19 protein-coding genes and 1 tRNA gene are annotated in these 18,836 nt (G+C 61.4%); 15 read left to right on the forward strand and 5 right to left on the reverse strand.

What is annotated here, in order from left to right:
- Window positions 1–39: 39 nt before the first annotated feature.
- Window positions 40–2,088, forward strand: a complete 2,049-nt coding sequence (gene recG, locus DXT74_RS07795) for an ATP-dependent DNA helicase RecG (RefSeq protein WP_194427680.1) — start codon at window positions 40–42, stop codon at window positions 2,086–2,088.
- A 407-nt stretch (window positions 2,089–2,495) separates the two neighbouring features.
- Here recG and DXT74_RS07800 read toward each other — a convergent pair whose 3' ends face one another.
- The 5 genes from DXT74_RS07800 to pstS form a co-directional block, all read right to left on the reverse strand.
- Window positions 2,496–3,950 (reverse strand): inorganic phosphate transporter, encoded by a 1,455-nt coding sequence (locus DXT74_RS07800; RefSeq protein ID WP_043642176.1) that lies wholly within the window; start codon window positions 3,948–3,950, stop codon window positions 2,496–2,498.
- A 255-nt stretch (window positions 3,951–4,205) separates the two neighbouring features.
- A complete protein-coding gene (gene pstB, locus DXT74_RS07805; RefSeq protein ID WP_043590752.1) occupies window positions 4,206–4,970 on the reverse strand; it encodes a phosphate ABC transporter ATP-binding protein PstB in 765 nt (254 codons plus the stop codon).
- Window positions 4,971–4,982: 12 nt separating this feature from the next.
- The gene (pstA, locus tag DXT74_RS07810) at window positions 4,983–5,876 is read right to left on the reverse strand and encodes a phosphate ABC transporter permease PstA (protein ID WP_143330180.1); all 894 of its coding nucleotides are present in this window, start codon (window positions 5,874–5,876) and stop codon (window positions 4,983–4,985) included.
- Window positions 5,877–5,911: 35 nt separating this feature from the next.
- Complete coding sequence (gene pstC / locus DXT74_RS07815) at window positions 5,912–6,874, reverse strand: phosphate ABC transporter permease subunit PstC (RefSeq protein WP_019103115.1); 963 nt, start codon at window positions 6,872–6,874, stop codon at window positions 5,912–5,914.
- A gap of 67 nt (window positions 6,875–6,941) precedes the next feature.
- Window positions 6,942–7,985, reverse strand: a complete 1,044-nt coding sequence (gene pstS, locus DXT74_RS07820) for a phosphate ABC transporter substrate-binding protein PstS (RefSeq protein ID WP_043642181.1) — start codon at window positions 7,983–7,985, stop codon at window positions 6,942–6,944.
- A gap of 188 nt (window positions 7,986–8,173) precedes the next feature.
- Between pstS and tpiA the strand changes: the two genes are divergently transcribed.
- The 14 genes from tpiA to nuoK all read left to right on the forward strand — a co-directional run bounded on the left by tpiA (window position 8,174) and on the right by nuoK (window position 18,834).
- A complete protein-coding gene (gene tpiA / locus DXT74_RS07825; RefSeq protein ID WP_043590756.1) occupies window positions 8,174–8,920 on the forward strand; it encodes a triose-phosphate isomerase in 747 nt (248 codons plus the stop codon).
- A gap of 1 nt (window position 8,921) precedes the next feature.
- Entirely contained in the window at window positions 8,922–9,272 is a 351-nt protein-coding gene (secG, locus tag DXT74_RS07830) for a preprotein translocase subunit SecG (RefSeq protein ID WP_194427681.1), read from the forward strand.
- Window positions 9,273–9,289: 17 nt separating this feature from the next.
- Window positions 9,290–9,374 (forward strand) — tRNA-Leu (locus tag DXT74_RS07835).
- Window positions 9,375–9,468: 94 nt separating this feature from the next.
- The gene (locus DXT74_RS07840) at window positions 9,469–9,825 is read left to right on the forward strand and encodes an NADH-quinone oxidoreductase subunit A (protein ID WP_019103472.1); all 357 of its coding nucleotides are present in this window, start codon (window positions 9,469–9,471) and stop codon (window positions 9,823–9,825) included.
- Window positions 9,816–10,292, forward strand: a complete 477-nt coding sequence (locus DXT74_RS07845; RefSeq protein ID WP_019103471.1) for an NADH-quinone oxidoreductase subunit B family protein — start codon at window positions 9,816–9,818, stop codon at window positions 10,290–10,292. The genes DXT74_RS07840 and DXT74_RS07845 overlap by 10 nt, the downstream gene beginning before the upstream one ends.
- A gap of 11 nt (window positions 10,293–10,303) precedes the next feature.
- Complete coding sequence (locus DXT74_RS07850) at window positions 10,304–10,900, forward strand: NADH-quinone oxidoreductase subunit C (RefSeq protein ID WP_019103470.1); 597 nt, start codon at window positions 10,304–10,306, stop codon at window positions 10,898–10,900.
- Window positions 10,893–12,146: an NADH-quinone oxidoreductase subunit D gene (locus tag DXT74_RS07855; protein WP_043590760.1), complete on the forward strand. Its 1,254-nt coding sequence runs from the start codon at window positions 10,893–10,895 to the stop codon at window positions 12,144–12,146. Before DXT74_RS07850 ends, DXT74_RS07855 begins: the two co-directional genes overlap by 8 nt.
- Window positions 12,146–12,646: an NADH-quinone oxidoreductase subunit NuoE gene (gene nuoE / locus DXT74_RS07860; protein WP_019103468.1), complete on the forward strand. Its 501-nt coding sequence runs from the start codon at window positions 12,146–12,148 to the stop codon at window positions 12,644–12,646. The genes DXT74_RS07855 and nuoE overlap by 1 nt, the downstream gene beginning before the upstream one ends.
- Window positions 12,646–13,941, forward strand: a complete 1,296-nt coding sequence (gene nuoF, locus DXT74_RS07865; RefSeq protein ID WP_019103467.1) for an NADH-quinone oxidoreductase subunit NuoF — start codon at window positions 12,646–12,648, stop codon at window positions 13,939–13,941. The genes nuoE and nuoF overlap by 1 nt, the downstream gene beginning before the upstream one ends.
- A 3-nt stretch (window positions 13,942–13,944) precedes the next feature.
- Window positions 13,945–16,275, forward strand: coding sequence for an NADH-quinone oxidoreductase subunit NuoG (nuoG, locus tag DXT74_RS07870; protein WP_081554817.1), 2,331 nt, complete (start codon window positions 13,945–13,947; stop codon window positions 16,273–16,275).
- Window positions 16,276–16,278: 3 nt separating this feature from the next.
- Window positions 16,279–17,325, forward strand: a complete 1,047-nt coding sequence (gene nuoH, locus DXT74_RS07875; RefSeq protein WP_194427682.1) for an NADH-quinone oxidoreductase subunit NuoH — start codon at window positions 16,279–16,281, stop codon at window positions 17,323–17,325.
- A 19-nt stretch (window positions 17,326–17,344) separates the two neighbouring features.
- Window positions 17,345–17,833: an NADH-quinone oxidoreductase subunit NuoI gene (gene nuoI / locus DXT74_RS07880; protein WP_019102197.1), complete on the forward strand. Its 489-nt coding sequence runs from the start codon at window positions 17,345–17,347 to the stop codon at window positions 17,831–17,833.
- Between the two features lie 9 nt (window positions 17,834–17,842).
- Window positions 17,843–18,502, forward strand: a complete 660-nt coding sequence (locus DXT74_RS07885) for an NADH-quinone oxidoreductase subunit J (protein WP_039755352.1) — start codon at window positions 17,843–17,845, stop codon at window positions 18,500–18,502.
- Between the two features lie 26 nt (window positions 18,503–18,528).
- Window positions 18,529–18,834: an NADH-quinone oxidoreductase subunit NuoK gene (gene nuoK / locus DXT74_RS07890; protein WP_019102195.1), complete on the forward strand. Its 306-nt coding sequence runs from the start codon at window positions 18,529–18,531 to the stop codon at window positions 18,832–18,834.
- Window positions 18,835–18,836 lie beyond the last annotated feature (2 nt).

Here is an 18,836-nt window from a genome sequence, read left to right on the forward strand (position 1 = left end):
GCTCCCGCCTTTTTCTTTGATTGGGTACAATCGCTGCTGATGAGCTCCCTAATCGACCCCGCCAATCAGCCGCCGGCCGTGGCGCCGGCACTGGCCAAGAAGCTGGAAAAGCTGGGCATACGCCGCCGTTTCGACCTGGTCCTGCATCTGCCGCTGCGCTATGAGGACGAGACCCATCTGTACGCCATCGCCGACGCGCCGTACGGCCAGGCGGTGCTGGTGGAGGGCGAGGTGATCGCCCATGAAGTCCAGTTCCGGCCGCGCCGTCAGCTGGTGGCACGCATTGAGGACGCCAGCGGCAGCCTGGTGCTGCGCTTCATTCATTTCTATCCCAATCAGGTCAAGCAATTCACCACCGGCAACCGGGTGCGCGCCTTGGGCGAGATCCGCCGCGGCTTCGCCGGCGACGAGATGGTGCACCCCAAAATCCGCGAAGTGGGCAATGGCGCGCCGCTGGCGGACAGCCTGACTCCGATCTATCCCACGGTCAACGGCCTCACCCAGCCGGCGTTGCGCAAGCTGATCCATGCCGAGCTGGACAGTCAGCCTTTGGGCGAGACGCTGCCGGAGGAACTGGCCGCGCCGTTGCGGCTGACGCCGTTCGCCGAGGCGATCCGCCTGCTGCACTTGCCAACGCCGGATTACAGCGCCAGCCAATTGGCCGATCCGAGACTGCCGGCTTGGCAGCGGCTCAAGTTCGACGAATTACTGGCGCAGCAGCTGTCGATGCGTTTGGCCTATCGCGCTCGACGACTGGGCCGCGCGCCGCCGCTGCGCGGCGACGGCACGTTGAGCCGAGCATTGGTCGAGCGCCTGCCGTTCTCGCTGACTGGCGCGCAGCAACGGGCCTTGGCTGAAGTCCGCGCCGACCTGACTCAGCCGCATCCGATGCACCGTCTGTTGCAAGGCGACGTGGGCAGCGGCAAGACCATCGTCGCGGCCCTGGCGGCCTTGACCGCGATTGAATCCGGCTACCAAGTGGCGTTGATGGCGCCGACCGAGATTCTGGCCGAGCAGCACTTCCTCAAACTGTCCGCCTGGCTGGAGCCCTTGGGCGTTCCCGTGCGCTGGCTGGCCGGCAGCTTGCGCAAGAAGCAAAAGCAAGAAGCGATGGCGGCGATCGCCAGCGGCGAAACGCGGCTGGCGGTGGGCACCCATGCCTTGTTCCAGGACGAGGTGGCCTTCCAGCGCCTGGGCCTGGTCATTGTCGACGAGCAACACCGTTTCGGCGTCGGCCAGCGGCTGGCGTTGAAGGAGAAGGGCGGCGAGCCGCACCAGCTGATGATGTCGGCGACGCCGATTCCGCGCACGCTGGCGATGAGTTTCTACGCCGACCTCGACGTGTCGGTGATAGACGAACTGCCGCCGGGGCGCACGCCCATCGTGACCAAGCTGATCAACAGCGCTCGCCGCGAGGAGATCGTCGCCCACGTTGCCAAGACTTGCGCTGACGGGCAGCAGGCTTACTGGGTGTGCCCGCTGATCGAAGAATCGGAAACCCTGCAATTGCAGACCGCGGTGGACACCCATCAGCAACTCACCGCCGACCTGCCGCAGCTTGGCGTCGGGCTGGTGCATGGCCGGATGAAGGCGGACGAAAAAGCGGCGGTGATGGCGGCTTTTGCCCGAAACGAACTGCAAGTGTTGGTGGCCACCACGGTGATCGAGGTGGGCGTGGATGTGCCCAACGCCAGCTTGATGGTGATAGAGCACGCAGAGCGCATGGGCCTGGCTCAGTTGCACCAGTTGCGCGGCCGGGTGGGGCGCGGCAGCGCGCGCAGCGTCTGCGTGCTGATGTTCGACAATCCGTTATCCGACTTGGCCAAGGCGCGCTTGAAAGTGATTTACGAGAATGTTGATGGTTTCGAGATCGCGCGGCAGGACTTGCTGATTCGTGGGCCCGGTGAACTACTGGGCGCGCGCCAGAGCGGCCTGCCCATGCTGCGCTTCGCCAATCTGGAAGAGGACCTGGAACTGTTGGAGGCGGCACGGGAACTGGCGCCCTTGCTGCTGGAGCGCCACCCGCAGGCGGTGGATGCTCATCTGGACCGTTGGCTGGCCGGACGCGAGCAGTTTCTCAAAGCTTGAAGCCGGCTAAATGCTTGCTCCGCTTCGGCGGGATGGATGGATAAAGGGCGTGGAGAGCCGCTTCGAAATGCTCATGAGCCACGTCCACATTCCGTTCTCTCAGCGGTTCTCGCCTTGCCTCGCTCTGGCTCTCCAGCCTTGGAGCAGGCTTTCGAATAGGGCAAAAAAAAGCGCCTCGGCTGGGGGGCTGAGGCGCAAAGGGATTGCTGCAAACAACAAAGGAGAAACCATGATGAAGCGAGCAAATATTAGCAATTTATAAAATATTGGCACAAGCAGTGCCGGCTTAAAGCTTGACCCAGGTCAATCGAAAATTTTCCGGCAAGGAAAATGCCAAAAGAAAAAGCCACCGCAATGCGGTGGCTTTGGCTTTCTCGACAGCCTTGAAGAGGCTGGCAAGACTTTTATTACAACCAGAGCGAGGCCACGTAGTACAGCCCGCCCGCCAGCAACATCGATACCGGCAGCGTGAACAGCCAGGCCAATGCGATCGAGCGGATAGTGGACATCTGCAAGCCTGCCTTGTCCGCCACCATGGTGCCGGCCACGGCGCTGGACAGCACCTGAGTGGTGGATACCGGGAAGCCGAACTGGCTGGCGAGGCCGATGGAGATGGCGGCGGTCATTTGCGCGGATACGCCCTGGGCGTAAGTCATGTCTTTCTTGCCAATGCCTTCGCCCACGGTTTTCACCACGCGGCGCCAGCCGACCATGGTGCCGATGCCAAGGGACAGCGCCACGGCGACGATCACCCAGGTGGGCGCGTATTCAGTGGTGGTGGTCAAATCCTTGCGCAGGTTCTGCAGCATCTGCTTGTCGTCGGCGGACAGCTTGGGCAGGGCGGAGGCCTTCTTGGCGGCGTCGTCCAGACACAGCAGTTCGGTGCGCACATTCCAGCGCTGTTCGGAGCTCAGCGCATGGTAGTCGCCGCCGTCGCCCATGGTGCTCAGCAGGCGCTTGACGGTGTCGCCGGTTTCCAGCGGGTGGCATTCGTACTGGCTGGAGCCCTTGGACGGCAGAATGATCTTGTTCAGTTCGACTTGATGACGTTCGTAGAACTTCTGCAAGTGAATGGCGGCGTCGCGAGTGCGGTCCAGCTGGTAGGGCGTGCTGTCCAGATCCAGCACGAACTTGGCCGGCACGATGCCGATCAGCACCAGCATGATCAGGCCCACGCCTTTCTGGCCGTCATTGGAGCCGTGGGCGAAGCTGACGCCCATCGACGACACGATCAGCATGAAGCGGGTCCAGAACGGCGGATGTTTGCGGCCTTCCACCTGCTGGCGTTGGTAAGGGGTCTTGTGCACATTGCTGTGAGGCCGGTAGCGCCGCAGCAGGATGACGATCAGCGCGGCGAGCAAGGCGCCCACCAGCGGCGAGGCCAGCAGCGAGGCGCCGACGTCGATGGCCTTGCTCCAGTTGATGCCATGGGACAGCGATGTGCCGTGGATGAGGCTGTTGGCCACGCCCACGCCCAGAATGGCGCCGATCAGCGTGTGGCTGCTGGAGGCGGGCAGGCCGAAGTACCACGTGCCCAGGTTCCAGGCGATGGCGGCGGTCAGCAGCGCAAACACCATGGCCATGCCGCGGGTGGTGTTGATCGAGATCAGCAGGTCCACGGGCAGCAAGTGCACGATGGCGTAGGCGACGGCGAGGCCGCCGGTGATGACGCCGAGGAAATTGAAAATACCGGAGTAGAACACCGCGAGACGCGGTTTCATCGACTGGGTATAGATAACGGTAGCCACCGCGTTGGCAGTGTCATGGAAGCCGTTGATGAACTCAAAGGCGAGCACGAAGCCCAGGGAAAGCACCAGGGTGATGGCGACGTGGGTCTCAAGCCCGGAAAACAGGTCCAACATGGTGAAATGTGCACACAGTATCGTAAAGGCGGGATTGTTGTGTCCAAGGCCAATGCCGTCAAGTACTTATAAAAAAAAAATAAATGGTGTCGTATTTGCCGGCAAACCATGTGGAATCGCCTTGACAGACCGGTCCGGGAGACCGGCTGATTTAGGCGGTTTTTTGCCGCCGTCATGGTAAATTGCGCTCGCGATAATGTTAAAAGCCGCCATGCCTGGAGAGGTCATGACGGCGGTCTGAGGGCCTGGACGGGGTCAGCCGAACTTGCCGGTGATGTAGTCTTCGGTGGCCTTCTTCTGCGGGGTGGTGAAGATGGAGTCGGTGTCGCCGAACTCGATCAATTCGCCCAAATACATGTAGGCGGTGTAGTCCGACACCCGAGCCGCCTGCTGCATATTGTGGGTGACGATGGCGATGGTGTAGTCCTCTTTGAGCTCATGAATCAGCTCTTCGATGTGAGCGGTGGAAATCGGGTCCAGCGCCGAGGTGGGCTCGTCCAGCAGCAGCACCTCCGGCTTGGACGCCACCGCGCGCGCGATGCACAGCCGCTGCTGCTGGCCGCCGGACAGCGAGTTGCCGGACTGCTTGAGCTTGTCCTTGACCTCGTCCCACAGCGCGGCCTTGCGCAGCGCCCATTCCACCCGGTCCTCCATCTCGCCTTTGGACAGTTTTTCGTAGAGCTTCACGCCGAAGGTGATGTTGTCGTAGATGGACATCGGGAACGGGGTGGGCTTCTGGAACACCATGCCCACTTTGGCGCGCAGCAGGTTGACGTCCACGTCGCGGCCCAGGACATTGTGGCCGTCCAGCAGGATGTCGCCCTCGGCGCGCAGGCCGGGGTAGAGCTCGTACATGCGGTTGAAGGTGCGCAGCAGCGTGGATTTGCCACAGCCGGACGGGCCGATGAAGGCGGTGACCTTGCGCGAAGCGATCTCCAGCTGGATGTTCTTCAGCGCGTGGAAATTACCGTAAAAGAAGTTCAGATTCTTGACCTGAAGCTTGGAGTGGATTTCAGCCATGGTCTGCAAGCCTTAATGCGATTGGTTTTTCTGGCTGCCCATCCAGCGGGCAACGATGTTCAGCGTCAGCACGCTGAAGGTGATCAACAGAGAGCCGGCCCAGGCCAGTCTGTGCCAGTCCTCGTACGGGCTCATCGCGAACTGGAAGATCACGATGGGCAGGTTGGCCATCGGCTGGTTCATATTGCTGTTGAAGAACTGGTTGTTAAGCGCGGTGAACAGCAGCGGCGCGGTTTCGCCGGAAATGCGCGCCACCGCCAGCAGAATGCCGGTCAGCACGCCGGCCTTGGCCGAGCGCAAGGTGACGTGCAAGGTGACCTTCCACTGCGGCGCGCCCAGCGCCGACGCGGCTTCGCGCAGGCTGCCCGGCACCAGGCGCAGCATGTTCTCGGTGGTGCGCACGACAACCGGGATCACCAGGATGGCCAGCGCGAAGGAGCCGGCCCAGCCGGAAAAGTGTCCGACCGATACCACGTAGACTTCGTAGATGAACAGGCCGATGACGATGGACGGCGCGGACAGCAGGATGTCGTTGATGAAGCGGGTGGCCGGCGCCAGCCAGCCGCGCTGGCCGAACTCGGCCAGGTAGATGCCGGCCAGGATGCCGATCGGCGTGCCGAACAGGGTGCCGAAGGCCGTCATCATCAGGCTGCCGTAAATGGCGTTGGCCAAGCCGCCGGTGCTGCCCGGCGGTGGCGTGCTGGCGGTGAACACCTCCCAGTTGAGTCCGGACAAGCCGTGCTGCAGCAAGGTGCTCAGAATCCAGAACAACCAGAACAGGCCGAAGGCCATGGTGAACATCGACGCGCCCATATTGATGCGGTTCACCAGCCGGCGGCGGCGGTAAACGCTGCTGTCGGCCTTGGAGGAAATGGCGGATTGGGGCGGGCGCAGGGCGGAATTCATAACGGTTTGGCTCATGCGGTTAGCGTCTCTCGTGTTCAGGACGGGCGACCTTCCTGTTTCTTCAGGCGCAGCAACAACAGTTTGGAGCACGCCAGCACCACAAAGGTGATGAAGAACAGGATCAGGCCCAGTTGAATCAGGGAGGAGAGATAAAGCTCGCCATTGGCTTCGGCGAATTCATTCGCCAGAGAGGAGGCGATGGAATTGCCCGGCTCGAAAAGGCCGGCGGCGAAGCGAGTCGAGTTGCCGATGACGAAGGTCACCGCCATGGTCTCGCCCAGCGCGCGGCCCAAGCCGAGCATGATGCCGCCGACCACACCGGTCTTGGTGTAGGGCAGCACCACATAGCGCACCACTTCCCAGGTGGTGGAGCCCAGACCGTAGGCGGACTCCTTCAGCATCACCGGCACCACTTCGAACACATCGCGCATCACCGAGGCGATGAAGGGGATGATCATGATGGCCAGGATCAGCCCGGCGGTGAAAATGCCAATGCCCATCGGCGCGCCCTGGAACAGCACGCCCAGCAGCGGGATATTGCCCAGGGTGTCGGTCAGCAGCGGTTGCACGTGGTCGGCGAAAATGGGGGCGAACACGAACAGGCCCCACATGCCGTAGATGATGGACGGAATACCCGCCAGCAGTTCCACCGCGATGCCCAGCGGCCGCTTCAGCCAGGTGGGGCACAATTCGGTCAGGAACAGGGCAATGCCGAAGCTGACCGGCACGCCGATCAGCAGGGCGATGAAAGAGGTGGCCAGGGTGCCGAAAATGGGCACCAGCGCGCCAAATTGCTCATTGACCGGATCCCAGTCGCTGGTGACCAGAAACTTGAAGCCGAAGGCTTGAATGCTGGGCAGCGCGCCGATCAACAGCGAAATCAGGATGCCCACCAGCAAGGCCAGCACCAGGAAGGCGAAGAAACGGGTAACCCAGCGGAACAGATTGTCCAGCAGCAGCTGGGTTTTGATTTGCTGCGAGTGACTCAACTTTTGCATATGCATGCTCATTTATCAGACAAAAAGCCGGGGAAGCCTTCCCCGGCCTGCGTGCATGGTATGCGGCTCAGTTCCACACCGATTTGCCGCTGTTGTCGGCAATTTGCTTCCAGCTGGCGCGAATCACGCCCTTGATCGCGTCCGGCATCGGGATGTAGTCCAGATCCAGCGCGGTCTTGTCGCCGTTCTTGTAAGCCCAGTCGAAGAATTTCAACACTTCGCCGCCTTGCGCCGGCTTGTCCTGCTTCTTGTGCATCAAGATGAAGGTGGCGCCGGCGATGGGCCAGCTGTCCTTGCCTGGCTGGTTGGTCAGCAGCAGGTAGAAGCCCGGCGCTTTTTTCCAGTCGGCGTTGGCGGCGGCGGCCTTGAAGCTGGACTCATCCGGCTTCACGAAGCTGCCTGCCTGGTTTTGCATCAGGCCGAAGGCCAACTTGTTCTGCTTGGCGTAGGCGTATTCCACGTAGCCGATCGCGCCCTTGATGCGGGTCACGTAGTTGGCCACGCCCTCATTGCCCTTGCCGCCCACCGGGTTGCCTTTCCAGCTGACCGCGGTGTTGGAGCCGACTTCCTTGGCCCAGTCCGGAGAGACCTTGGACAGGTAGTTGGTGAAGATGAAGGTGGTGCCGGAACCGTCGGAGCGACGCACCACGGAGATGCGCAGGTCCGGCAGTTTGACGCCGGGATTCAGCTTGGCGATGGCCGGGTCGTTCCACTTGGCGACTTTGCCCAAGTAGATGTCCGCCAGCAGCGGGCCGGTGAACTTCACCTGTCCCGGAGTGATGCCGGGCACGTTCAGCACCGGCACCACGCCGCCGATCACGGTGGGGAATTGGGTCAGGCCGGATTTTTCCAGCTCTTCCGGCTTCAGCGGCATGTCGGAAGCGCCGAAATCCACGGTCTTGGACTGGATCTGCTTGATGCCGCCGCCGGAGCCGATGGACTGGTAGTTCAGGTTGTTGTTGGTGCCGGCTTTGTAGGCGGCGGCCCATTTGGCGTACAGCGGGTACGGGAAGGTAGCGCCCGCGCCGGTGATGTCGGCGGCCGCGGCCGCGCCGGACAGGCAGACGGAACCGAGAACAAACGATGCGGCCAGACGAACAGACTGTTTCATGCCTACTCCTGAGAATGGATGAGGTGCGTGGTAATGGGCGCATGCTAAGACGGAAATTTTTCAGGAATATTACAAGTCGTGGAAACGGCTTCGTTTGCGGACAATCAATGTCTGCTGGATGTCGGTTTGAGCCAACAAGGCGGCTGCGGATATAATCGGCGGATATTCAAGAATCGCGGGAGGCGGAAATGGCCGGCAAGCTGGTAATTGGCAACTGGAAGATGAATACCCGCGCCGACAGCGCTCAGACGCTGTTGCAGGCGCTGCTGGCGGATGAGACGAGCAACCGCGATTGGGTCGGCGTGGCCGCGCCGGCCGTCTACCTGGCCGGTCTGGCGGAACGGCTGCGCGGTCAGCCACTCCGGCTGTGCGCGCAGGATGTCAGCGCCTTCGATCAAGACGGCGCCTTCACCGGCGAAACCAGCGCCGCGATGCTGGCCGATATCGGCTGCGGCTACACTTTGGTGGGCCACTCGGAGCGCCGCCAGTATTTCGGCGAGAGCAACGCCGCTTTGTTGCGGAAGATGCGGAACGCCATCGCGGCCGGCCTGGTGCCGGTGCTGTGCGTGGGCGAGACGCTGGAAGAGCGGGAAGCCGGCCGTCAGCTCGAGGTGATTAGAGATCAGCTTGCGCTTCTGTCCGAGATAGACCATGGTGAATACGTTGTGGCTTATGAACCGGTTTGGGCGATCGGCACCGGCAAGGTGGCGACGCTGGCGCAAATCGCCGAAATCCACGGCGCGATCAAAAAATGGTGCTTGCAAAACGTCAAGGCCTCCGATAATATTCGCGTCCTCTACGGCGGCAGTGTCAAGGCAGAGAATGCCGAAGCGATTCTGGCGACTGAAAATGTCGACGGAGCCCTTGTTGGAGGGGCATCTCTGGACGCCGGTTCATTCAGGGCAATTTGCCAAGCCGCAGGAAAATTGATATAGTATGGAACTTATTAAGACGCTTATTTGGATCGTAAATCTCCTGTCTGCAGGGACTATTATCGTGCTGGTTTTGATGCAGCACGGCAAAGGCGCGGACATGGGGGCGGCTTTCGGTAGCGGCTCTTCCGGTAGCTTGTTCGGCGCGTCTGGTTCTGCGAATTTCTTGAGTAGGACAACCGCTGTCGCAGCGGCCGTGTTCTTCTCGACTTCCCTTGCTCTGGTTTTTCTGTCTGGGGGCGGAAAAAGCGATTTGGGCGTAATGGGAGCCAAGGTTGAACAGGTTGCACCGCAAATCCCGGCCGGTGTGCCTAGCGATAAAGCTTCGGGTACGGCATCGAAAATACCGGAGTAACAATTAAAGCTTGCTGTGCCGACATGGTGAAATTGGTAGACACGCTATCTTGAGGGGGTAGTGGCGAAAGCTGTGTGAGTTCGAGTCTCACTGTCGGCACCACCATTCAAAAACAGGCCACCGGGACTCCGGTGGCCTGTTTCATTTGGAGCCAAAGGGGGGGTAACCCCCTTTATTTCGTGGGGGTGTACGGGAAATGCTGCAAAATTACTTTCCCATTCTGCTGTTTGTCATGGTCGGACTGTTGGTCGGCGTAGGCCCTATTTTATTGGGCAAACTGCTGGCTCCCAATCGTCCCGATCCTGAGAAACTGTCTCCGTATGAGTGCGGCTTCGAGGCTTTCGAAGACGCTCGCATGAAGTTTGACGTCCGCTATTATCTGATAGCCATCCTCTTCATCCTGTTCGACCTAGAGGTCGCCTTCCTGCTGCCGTGGGCCGTGGTGTTGAAGGAGTTGGGGACTTATGGTCTGGGCGTCATGGTGGAGTTCCTGGGCGTGTTGACCCTGGGCTTCGTCTACATGTGGAAAAAAGGAGCTCTGGAATGGGAGTAGAAGGTATTCTGGAGAAAGGGTTTGTCACCACAACGGCTGACAAGCTCATCAATTACACCCGAACCGGTTCGCTGTGGCCGATGACCTTTGGTCTGGCCTGTTGCGCGGTGGAGATGATGCACGCCGGCGCGGCGCGTTACGATCTGGACCGTTTCGGCATTGTGTTCCGTCCCAGCCCGCGCCAGTCCGATCTGATGATCGTGGCCGGCACGCTGTGCAACAAGATGGCTCCGGCCCTGCGCAAGGTTTACGACCAGATGGCCGAGCCTCGCTGGGTGATCTCGATGGGGTCCTGTGCCAACGGCGGCGGCTATTACCATTATTCCTATTCAGTCGTGCGAGGCTGCGACCGCATTGTGCCGGTCGACGTCTACGTGCCCGGCTGTCCGCCAACTGCAGAGGCCTTGCTGTACGGCATCATTCAGTTGCAGAACAAGATCAAACGCACCAACACCATCGCCCGCTAAGGTAGAAACTTATGGCCTCCAAGAAAATGGAAGCGTTAGGGTCGGCTGTGCAGCAGGCGCTGGGCGACAAGCTCGTGCAAAGCACGCTGGCTCTGGAAGAGCTGACCATTGTATGCAAGGCGGCGGATCTGATCGCCGTGGCGACCACGCTGCGCGACCACGCCGACCTGTCTTTTGAGCAATGCATCGATTTGTGCGGTGTGGACTACAGCGCGTACCGCGACGAGGTATGGGACGGTCCGCGCTTCGCCGTGGTCTACCATCTGCTGTCGGTCAAGCACAATCAGCGCATCCGCCTGCGCGTTTTCGCCGAAGACGACGCCTTCCCGGTGGTCGCTTCGGTCGTGGGCGTCTGGAGCGGCGCCAACTGGTTCGAGCGCGAGGCGTTCGACCTGTTCGGCATCGTTTTCGACGGCCATCCTGACCTGCGCCGCATCCTGACCGACTACGGCTTCGTCGGCCATCCGTTCCGCAAGGACTTCCCGCTGTCCGGTCACGTGGAAATGCGTTACGACCCGACACAACAGCGCGTGATTTATCAGCCGGTGACCATTGAGCCGCGTGAAATTACGCCGCGCATCATTCGCGAGGAGAACTACGGTGGCTGAAATCCGTAACTACACCCTCAACTTCGGCCCGCAACACCCTGCCGCTCACGGTGTGTTGCGTCTGGTGCTGGAACTGGACGGCGAAGTCGTCCAGCGCGCGGACCCGCATATCGGCCTGCTGCATCGCGGCACCGAGAAGCTGGCCGAGAGCAAGACCTTCATTCAGTCGCTGCCTTACATGGACCGTCTGGACTACGTGTCCATGATGTGCAACGAGCACGCGTACTGCCTGTCCATCGAGAAGCTGCTGGGCATCGAAGTGCCTGAGCGCGCGCAATACATCCGCGTGATGTTCGCCGAGATCACCCGCCTGCTGAACCACTTGCTGTGGATTGGCGCGCATGGTCTCGACATCGGCGCGATGACTGTATTCCTGTACGCCTTCCGCGAACGCGAAGACTTGATGGACTGCTACGAAGCGGTGTCCGGCGCGCGTCTGCACGCGGCCTACTTCCGTCCCGGCGGCGTGTATCGCGATCTGCCGGACAGCATGCCGCAGTACACCGTTTCCAAGATCAAGAACGCCCGCGAGCTGGCCCGCCTGAACGAAGGCCGCCAGGGTTCGCTGCTGGACTTCATCGACGATTTCACCAAGCGTTTCCCGACTTATGTCGACGAATACGAGACCTTGCTGACCGACAACCGCATCTGGAAGCAGCGCACCGTCGGCATCGGCGTGGTGTCGCCCGAGCGCGCGCTGAACCTGGGCCTGACCGGTCCGATGCTGCGCGGCTCCGGCATCGCCTGGGATTTGCGCAAGAAGCAGCCGTACGATGTGTATTCCAAGCTGGACTTCGATATTCCCGTGGGCGTCAACGGCGATTGCTACGACCGCTACCTGGTGCGCATCGAAGAGATGCGCCAGTCCAACCGCATCATCCGCCAGTGCGTGGAATGGCTGCGTAAGAACCCGGGCCCGGTGATCACCGACAACCATAAAGTGGCGCCGCCTTCGCGCGAAGGCATGAAGGCCAATATGGAAGACCTGATCCACCACTTCAAACTGTTTACCGAAGGCATGCACGTGCCGGAGGGCGAGGCCTACGTGGGCACCGAGCACCCGAAAGGCGAGTTCGGCGTCTATCTGGTGTCCGACGGCGCAAACAAGCCGTACCGTATGAAGATTCGCGCGCCCGGCTACGCCCACCTTGCGGCGCTGGACGAGATGGCCAAGGGCCATATGATCGCCGACGTGGTGGCCATCATCGGTACGCAGGATATCGTGTTTGGGGAGATTGACCGCTGATGCTGTCCGCTGAATCGCTAGCCAAAATCGATCGCGAAGTCGCCAAATATCCCGCAGACCAGAAACGGTCCGCGGTGATGGGCGCCTTGCGCATCGCGCTGACTGAACGTCGCGAAGCGGGCTCCGCTCCGGAGGAGCGTTGCCTGAATACCGAGGTGATCGAATTCGTCGCCAACTACCTGCAGATTCCGCCGGTAGCCGCTTACGAAGTCGCCACTTTCTACAATATGTACGACATGAAGCCGGTTGGGCAGTACAAGATCACTGTCTGCACCAACTTGCCCTGTGCCTTGTCCGGCGGCGTCAACGCGGCTGAGTACATCTCCAAGAAGCTGGGCATCGCCATCGGCGAAACCAGCGCGGACGGCAAGTACACCTTGCTGGAAGGGGAGTGCATGGGGGCCTGTGGCGACGCGCCGGTCTTGCTGGTCAACAACCACAAGATGTGCAGCTTCATGACGCCCGAAGCAATCGATAAGAAACTGGCGGAGCTGAAATAATGGCAATCTTCGTCAATGGCGTGATTTTCGATGGCGTCGACACTTCCGATCCCAATTGCTGGCAACTGAGCGCCTACGAGGCGCGCGGCGGCTACCAGGCGCTGCGCCGCATTCTGGACAGCAAGATGGCCCAGGAAGACGTGATCGCCGAAGTGAAAAACTCCGGCCTGCGCGGCCGCGGCGGCGCGGGTTTCCCCACCGGCCTGAAGTGGAGCTTCATGCCGCGTTCGTTCCCGGGCGACAAATACGTCGTTTGCAATACAGACGAGGGCGAGCCGGGCACCTTCAAGGACCGCGACATCCTGCGCTTCAATCCGCATTCGCTGATCGAAGGCATGATCATCGCCGGTTACGCGATGGGCACCAAGGCCGGCTACAACTACATCCACGGTGAAATCTTCGCCGAATACGAGCGTTTCGAAGAAGCGCTGGATGAGGCGCGCAAAGCGGGTCTGCTGGGACAGAACATTCTGGGCTCCGGCTTCAACTTCGACCTGTTCGCCCATCATGGCTACGGCGCCTACATCTGCGGCGAGGAAACCGCGCTGCTGGAGTCGCTGGAAGGCAAGAAGGGACAACCGCGTTTCAAGCCGCCGTTCCCGGCCAGCTTCGGCCTGTACGGCAAGCCGACCACCATCAACAACACCGAATCGTTCGCCTCGGTGCCCTTCATCATCCGCGACGGCGCGCAGCCGTTCCTGGAAAAGGGCAAGCCGAACAACGGCGGCACCAAGCTGTTCTCGGTCTCCGGCCATGTGAACCGTCCGGGCAACTACGAGATCCCGCTGGGCACTCCGTTCTCCGAGCTGCTGGAAATGGCCGGCGGCATGCGCGACGGCAAGAAGCTCAAGGCGGTGATTCCGGGCGGTTCGTCCGCGCCCATTCTGCCCGCCGACGTCATGATGCAATGCACGATGGACTACGACAGTATCGCCAAAGCCGGCTCGATGCTGGGTTCCGGCGCTGTCATCGTGATGAATGAAGACGTGTGCATGATCAAGGCGCTGGAGCGTCTGGCCTACTTCTACCACGAAGAATCCTGCGGCCAGTGCACGCCGTGCCGAGAAGGCACCGGTTGGCTGTACCGTGTGATCCACCGCATCGCCAACGGCCAGGGCCGTCCGGGCGATCTGGAGCTTCTGGATTCCGTGGGCAACAACATGGCGGGCCGCACTATCTGTGCGCTGGCCGACGCCGCCGTGTTCCCGGTTCGCAGTTTCACCAAGCATTTCCGTCACGAGTTCGAGTACGCGATCGAACACGGAAAGACCTTGGTGGACCACAAATGGTGTTGAGCGATGCTTGAAATCGAAATCGACGGAAAAAAACTGACGGTCCCGCAAGGCAGCACCGTCATGGAAGCGGCCCACTCGGTGGGCACGTACATTCCGCACTTCTGCTACCACAAGAAGCTGTCCATCGCGGCCAACTGCCGCATGTGCCTGGTGGAAGTGGAGAAGGCGCCCAAGCCGCTGCCGGCTTGCGCCACCCCGGTGACCGACGGCATGAAGGTCCATACCCACTCCGACATGGCCAAGAAGGCCCAGGCGGGCGTGATGGAGTTCCTGCTGATCAACCACCCGCTGGATTGCCCGATCTGCGACCAAGGCGGCGAATGTCAGCTGCAGGATCTGGCCGTGGGCTACGGCAACTCCTCCTCGCGCTATCAGGAAGAAAAGCGCGTGGTGGTGGGCAAGGACATGGGCCCGCTGGTCTCGGCGGAAGAAATGTCGCGCTGCATTCACTGCACACGCTGCGTGCGCTTTACCGAGGAAGTCGGCGGCTTCCAGGAAATCGGCATGGCTCATCGCGGCGAGTTCTCCGAGATTCTGCCCTTCCTCGGCAAGACCGTGGATTCGGAAATCTCCGGCAACGTCATCGATCTGTGCCCGGTGGGCGCGCTGACCTCCAAGCCGTTCCGCTACAGCACCCGCGCCTGGGAGCTGTCGCGCCGCAAATCGGTCAGCCCGCACGACGGCCTGGGTTCCAACCTGATCGTTCAGGTCAAGAGCAATGAAGTGATGCGCGTGCTGCCGCTGGAAAACGAAGCCATCAACGAGTGCTGGATCGCCGACCGCGACCGCTTCTCCTACGAGGGCTTGAACTCGGCCGAGCGTCTGAAGCAGCCGATGATCAAGTTTGACGGCAAGTGGCACGAAACCGATTGGGAGACCGCGCTCAATTACGTGGTCAAGGGCCTGAACGGCGTGTCCGCCGATCACGGCAAGGACGCCATCGGTTTCCTGACCAGCCCGCACTCCACCACCGAAGAGCTGTATCTGGCGCAGAAGCTGGCGCGCGCCTTCGGCGTGGAAAGCATTGATTACCGCCTGCGCCGCAGCGACTTCGCCGCCGATGCGGCCAAGCAAGGCGCGGAATGGCTGGGCTCCAGCATTTCCGATCTGGCCGCGGCCAAGTCGGTACTGGTGGTGGGCTCCACGCTGCGCAAGGAACAGCCTCTGCTGACTTCGCGCCTCCGCACCGCGGCCAAAAAAGGCAGCGAGCTTAATATTATCCACGTCGCCGACGACGACCTGCTGATCAAGATCAACGCCAAGCTGATCGTGTCGCCGCTGGCGCTGGTCAACGGCTTCGCTCAGGTGCTGAAGGCTGTGGCGGAAATCAAGGGCGGTGAAACCTCCGTTGATCTGTCCGCGGTGGAAGTCTCCGCCGAGGCGCGCCGCATCGCCGAAAGCCTGAGCGGCGCGGAAACCGCCGCCGTGGTGCTGGGCAATGTGGCTCAGCATCATCCGGCGTTCAGCCAGCTGCTGTCCGTGGCGCAGGAGATCTCGCGCCTGAGCGGCGCCAGCTTCGGCGTGCTGTCCGAGGCCGCCAACAGCGTGGGCGCGGAACTGGCGGGCGCGCTGCCGCAAGGCGCGGGCGCCAACGCCGCCGCGATGATCGCGCAGCCGAAGAAGGCTTACGTGCTGCTGAACACCGAAGTCGAGTTCGACAGCTACAACCCGCAGGCCGCCGTCGCGGCGATGAAGCAGGCCGCCACCGTGATCGCGTTGACCGCGTTCAAGGGCCAGGGTTTGCTGGATTACGCCGACGTGCTGCTGCCGATCGCGCCGTTCTCCGAAACCGCCGGTTCCTTCGTCAATATGGAAGGCAAGCTGCAGCCGTTCAACGGCGTGGTGCGTCCGTTGGGCGAAGCGCGCCCGGCCTGGAAAGTGCTGCGGGTACTGGGCAATATGCTGAATCTGTCCGGCTTTGAGTTCAACAGCGCGGAGGAAGTACGCGCCGAGCTGTTGGCCAAGGGCGACATCGCCGCGCGTCTGAACAACGCGCTGAGCCAGCTGAACGTCGCCGCTACCGCTGCTGCCGGTCTGAGCCGTATCGGCGAAGTGCCGCTGTATCAGGCCGACGCCATCTGCCGCCGCGCCAAGTCGCTGCAACAGACCCGCGATGCGGCCGAGCCGGTGGCTTCCGCTCACAGCGGCCTGCTGCAGAAGCTGGGCATTGCCGTCGACAGCACCGCATTGCTGAGCCAGGGTTCCGGCCAGGCGCGCGTGCGCATCGTCGCCGACGACAGCCTGCCGCAGGATACGGTCCGCATCGCCACCGCTCACGCCGCCACGCTGGCGCTGGGCGGCATGTTCGACGCTATCGAGATCACCCAGGGGTAAAGCATGGAGTTCTTGCAAGGTATTCTTGGCACTGACGCGGGGCTCGTGGTTTGGACCCTGTTGAAGATCATCGCCATCGTATTGCCGATGCTGCTGTGCGTCGCCTACCTGACCTATGCCGAGCGCAAGGTCATCGGCTTCATGCAGATCCGCATCGGCCCCAACCGGGTAGGTCCGCTGGGCCTGCTGCAGCCCATCGCCGACGCGGTCAAGCTGCTGATGAAGGAAATCATCCTGCCCACCAACTCCAGCAAGGGCCTGTTCCTGCTGGCGCCGGTGCTGTCCATCGCTCCGGCGTTGGCGGCCTGGGCGGTGATTCCCTTCACCGACAAGCTGGTGCTGGCCAACGTCAACGCCTCGCTGCTCTACATCCTGGCGCTGACCTCGATGGGGGTTTACGGCGTGATCATCGCCGGCTGGGCGGGCAACTCCAAGTACTCCTTCCTCGGCGCCATGCGTTCCGCCGCTCAGATCGTGTCTTACGAACTGGCGATGGGCTTCGCGCTGATCGGCGTGCTGATGGTGTCCAGCAGCCTGAACCTGGTGGTGATCGTCCAGCAGCAAGGGCAGGGCATGGCGGGCGGTTCCGTGCTGTCGTGGAACTGGCTGCCGCTGTTCCCGCTGTTCGTGGTCTACCTGATTTCCGGCGTGGCCGAAACCAACCGCGCGCCGTTTGACGTGGCCGAGGGCGAATCCGAGATCGTGGCCGGTTTCCACGTTGAGTACTCGGGCATGGCCTTCGCCATCTTCTTCCTGGCCGAATACGCCAACATGATTCTGGTTGCCGCGCTGACCTCGCTGCTGTTCCTCGGCGGCTGGCTGTCGCCGTTCCCGGCGTCCTGGGGCATTTTGGGCGCGGGCGGTTTCTTCTGGCTGGCGCTCAAGGTAGCCATGGTGCTGTTCTGCTTCCTGTGGTTCCGCGCCACCTTCCCGCGTTATCGCTATGACCAAATCATGCGTCTGGGCTGGAAGGTGTTCATCCCGGTGACCCTGGTGTGGATCCTGGTGGTGGGCGTCTGGATGATGACCCCGCTGTCCTTGTGGCACTGAGACGGGGATAGGTGAAAAGATGAATTCGATCCGAAACTTTTTCAAGACCTTCCTGCTGGTGGAGCTGGTCAAGGGCCTGATGGTCACTGGCCGCTACTTCTTCGCCCGCAAGATCACGGTTCAGTTCCCCGAAGAGAAGACGCCGATTTCGCCGCGCTTCCGCGGCCTGCACGCTCAGCGCCGCTACGCCAACGGCGAAGAACGCTGCATCGCCTGCAAGCTGTGCGAGGCGGTGTGCCCGGCGATGGCGATCAGCATCGAGTCCGAACAGCGCGATGACGGCACCCGCCGCACCACGCGCTACGACATCGATCTGACCAAGTGCATCTTCTGCGGCTTCTGCGAGGAAGCCTGTCCGGTGGACGCCATCGTGGAAACCCACATCTTCGAATACCACGGCGAAAAACGTGGCGATCTGTACTACACCAAGCCGATGCTGCTGGCGATCGGCGACAAGTACGAAGCCGAGATCGCCGCCAACAAGGCGGCCGACGCCAAGTATCGCTAAGGGGGGGTCATGAACTTCACAATGTTTGTCTTCTATGTTCTGTCCGCCATCCTGGTGTTCGCGGGTATCCGCGTGGTGACGGCCAAGAACCCGATTCACGCCGCACTGTTCCTGGTGCTGGCCTTCTTCAACAGCGCCGGTCTGTGGCTGTTGATGGAGGCCGAGTTCCTGGCCATCACCCTCGTGGTGGTGTATGTGGGCGCGGTGATGGTGTTGTTCCTGTTTGTGGTGATGATGCTGGACATCAACATCGAGAAACTACGCGAGGGCTTCTGGAAGAATCTTCCGGTCGCCGCCGCCGTCGGCATCATCATGGTGTTTGAAATGGCGATGATTCTGGCCAGCCCCAGCGCCAGGCTTGACGCCTACCAGGCCGCCGCGCCGCTGGCGGCCGACTTCAGCAACGTCAAAGTGCTGGGTCGTCAGCTGTACACCACTTATCTGCTGCCTTTCGAAGTGGCGGCGGTGGTGCTGCTGCTGGCCATGGTGGCCGCCATCGGCCTGACCATGCGCAGCCGCAAGGACACCAAGGCGATCGATCCGGCGCTGCAGGTCAAGGTCAAGCGCAACGACCGCGTGCGACTGGTGAAAATGCAGGCCGAACAGCCTGCTGAAGAATCCACGGTGGAGGAGGCCTCCGAGGCCGAATCCGGTAAGCAACAGGCCTGACGGCCAATCAACATAAGGGAGGAAATGTGCTGACACTGACTCACTTCCTGGTGCTGGCCGCAATCCTGTTTGCCATCGGCGTGCTAGGCGTTTTCCTGAACCGGAAAAATCTGATCGTGCTGCTGATGGCCATCGAGCTGATGCTGCTCGCGGTGAACTTCAATTTCATCGCGTTCTCGCATTACCTGTCGGATACGGCGGGCCAGATCTTCGTATTCTTCATCCTGACGGTGGCTGCGGCCGAAGCCGCGATCGGTCTCGCCATTCTGGTGGTGCTGTTCCGCAATCTGCGCACCATCAACGTTGAAGACTTGGGCAGCCTCAAAGGCTAAGG

The organism is Chromobacterium sp. Rain0013 (assembly GCF_015291765.1).
Classification (GTDB): Bacteria; Pseudomonadota; Gammaproteobacteria; order Burkholderiales; family Chromobacteriaceae; genus Chromobacterium; species Chromobacterium haemolyticum.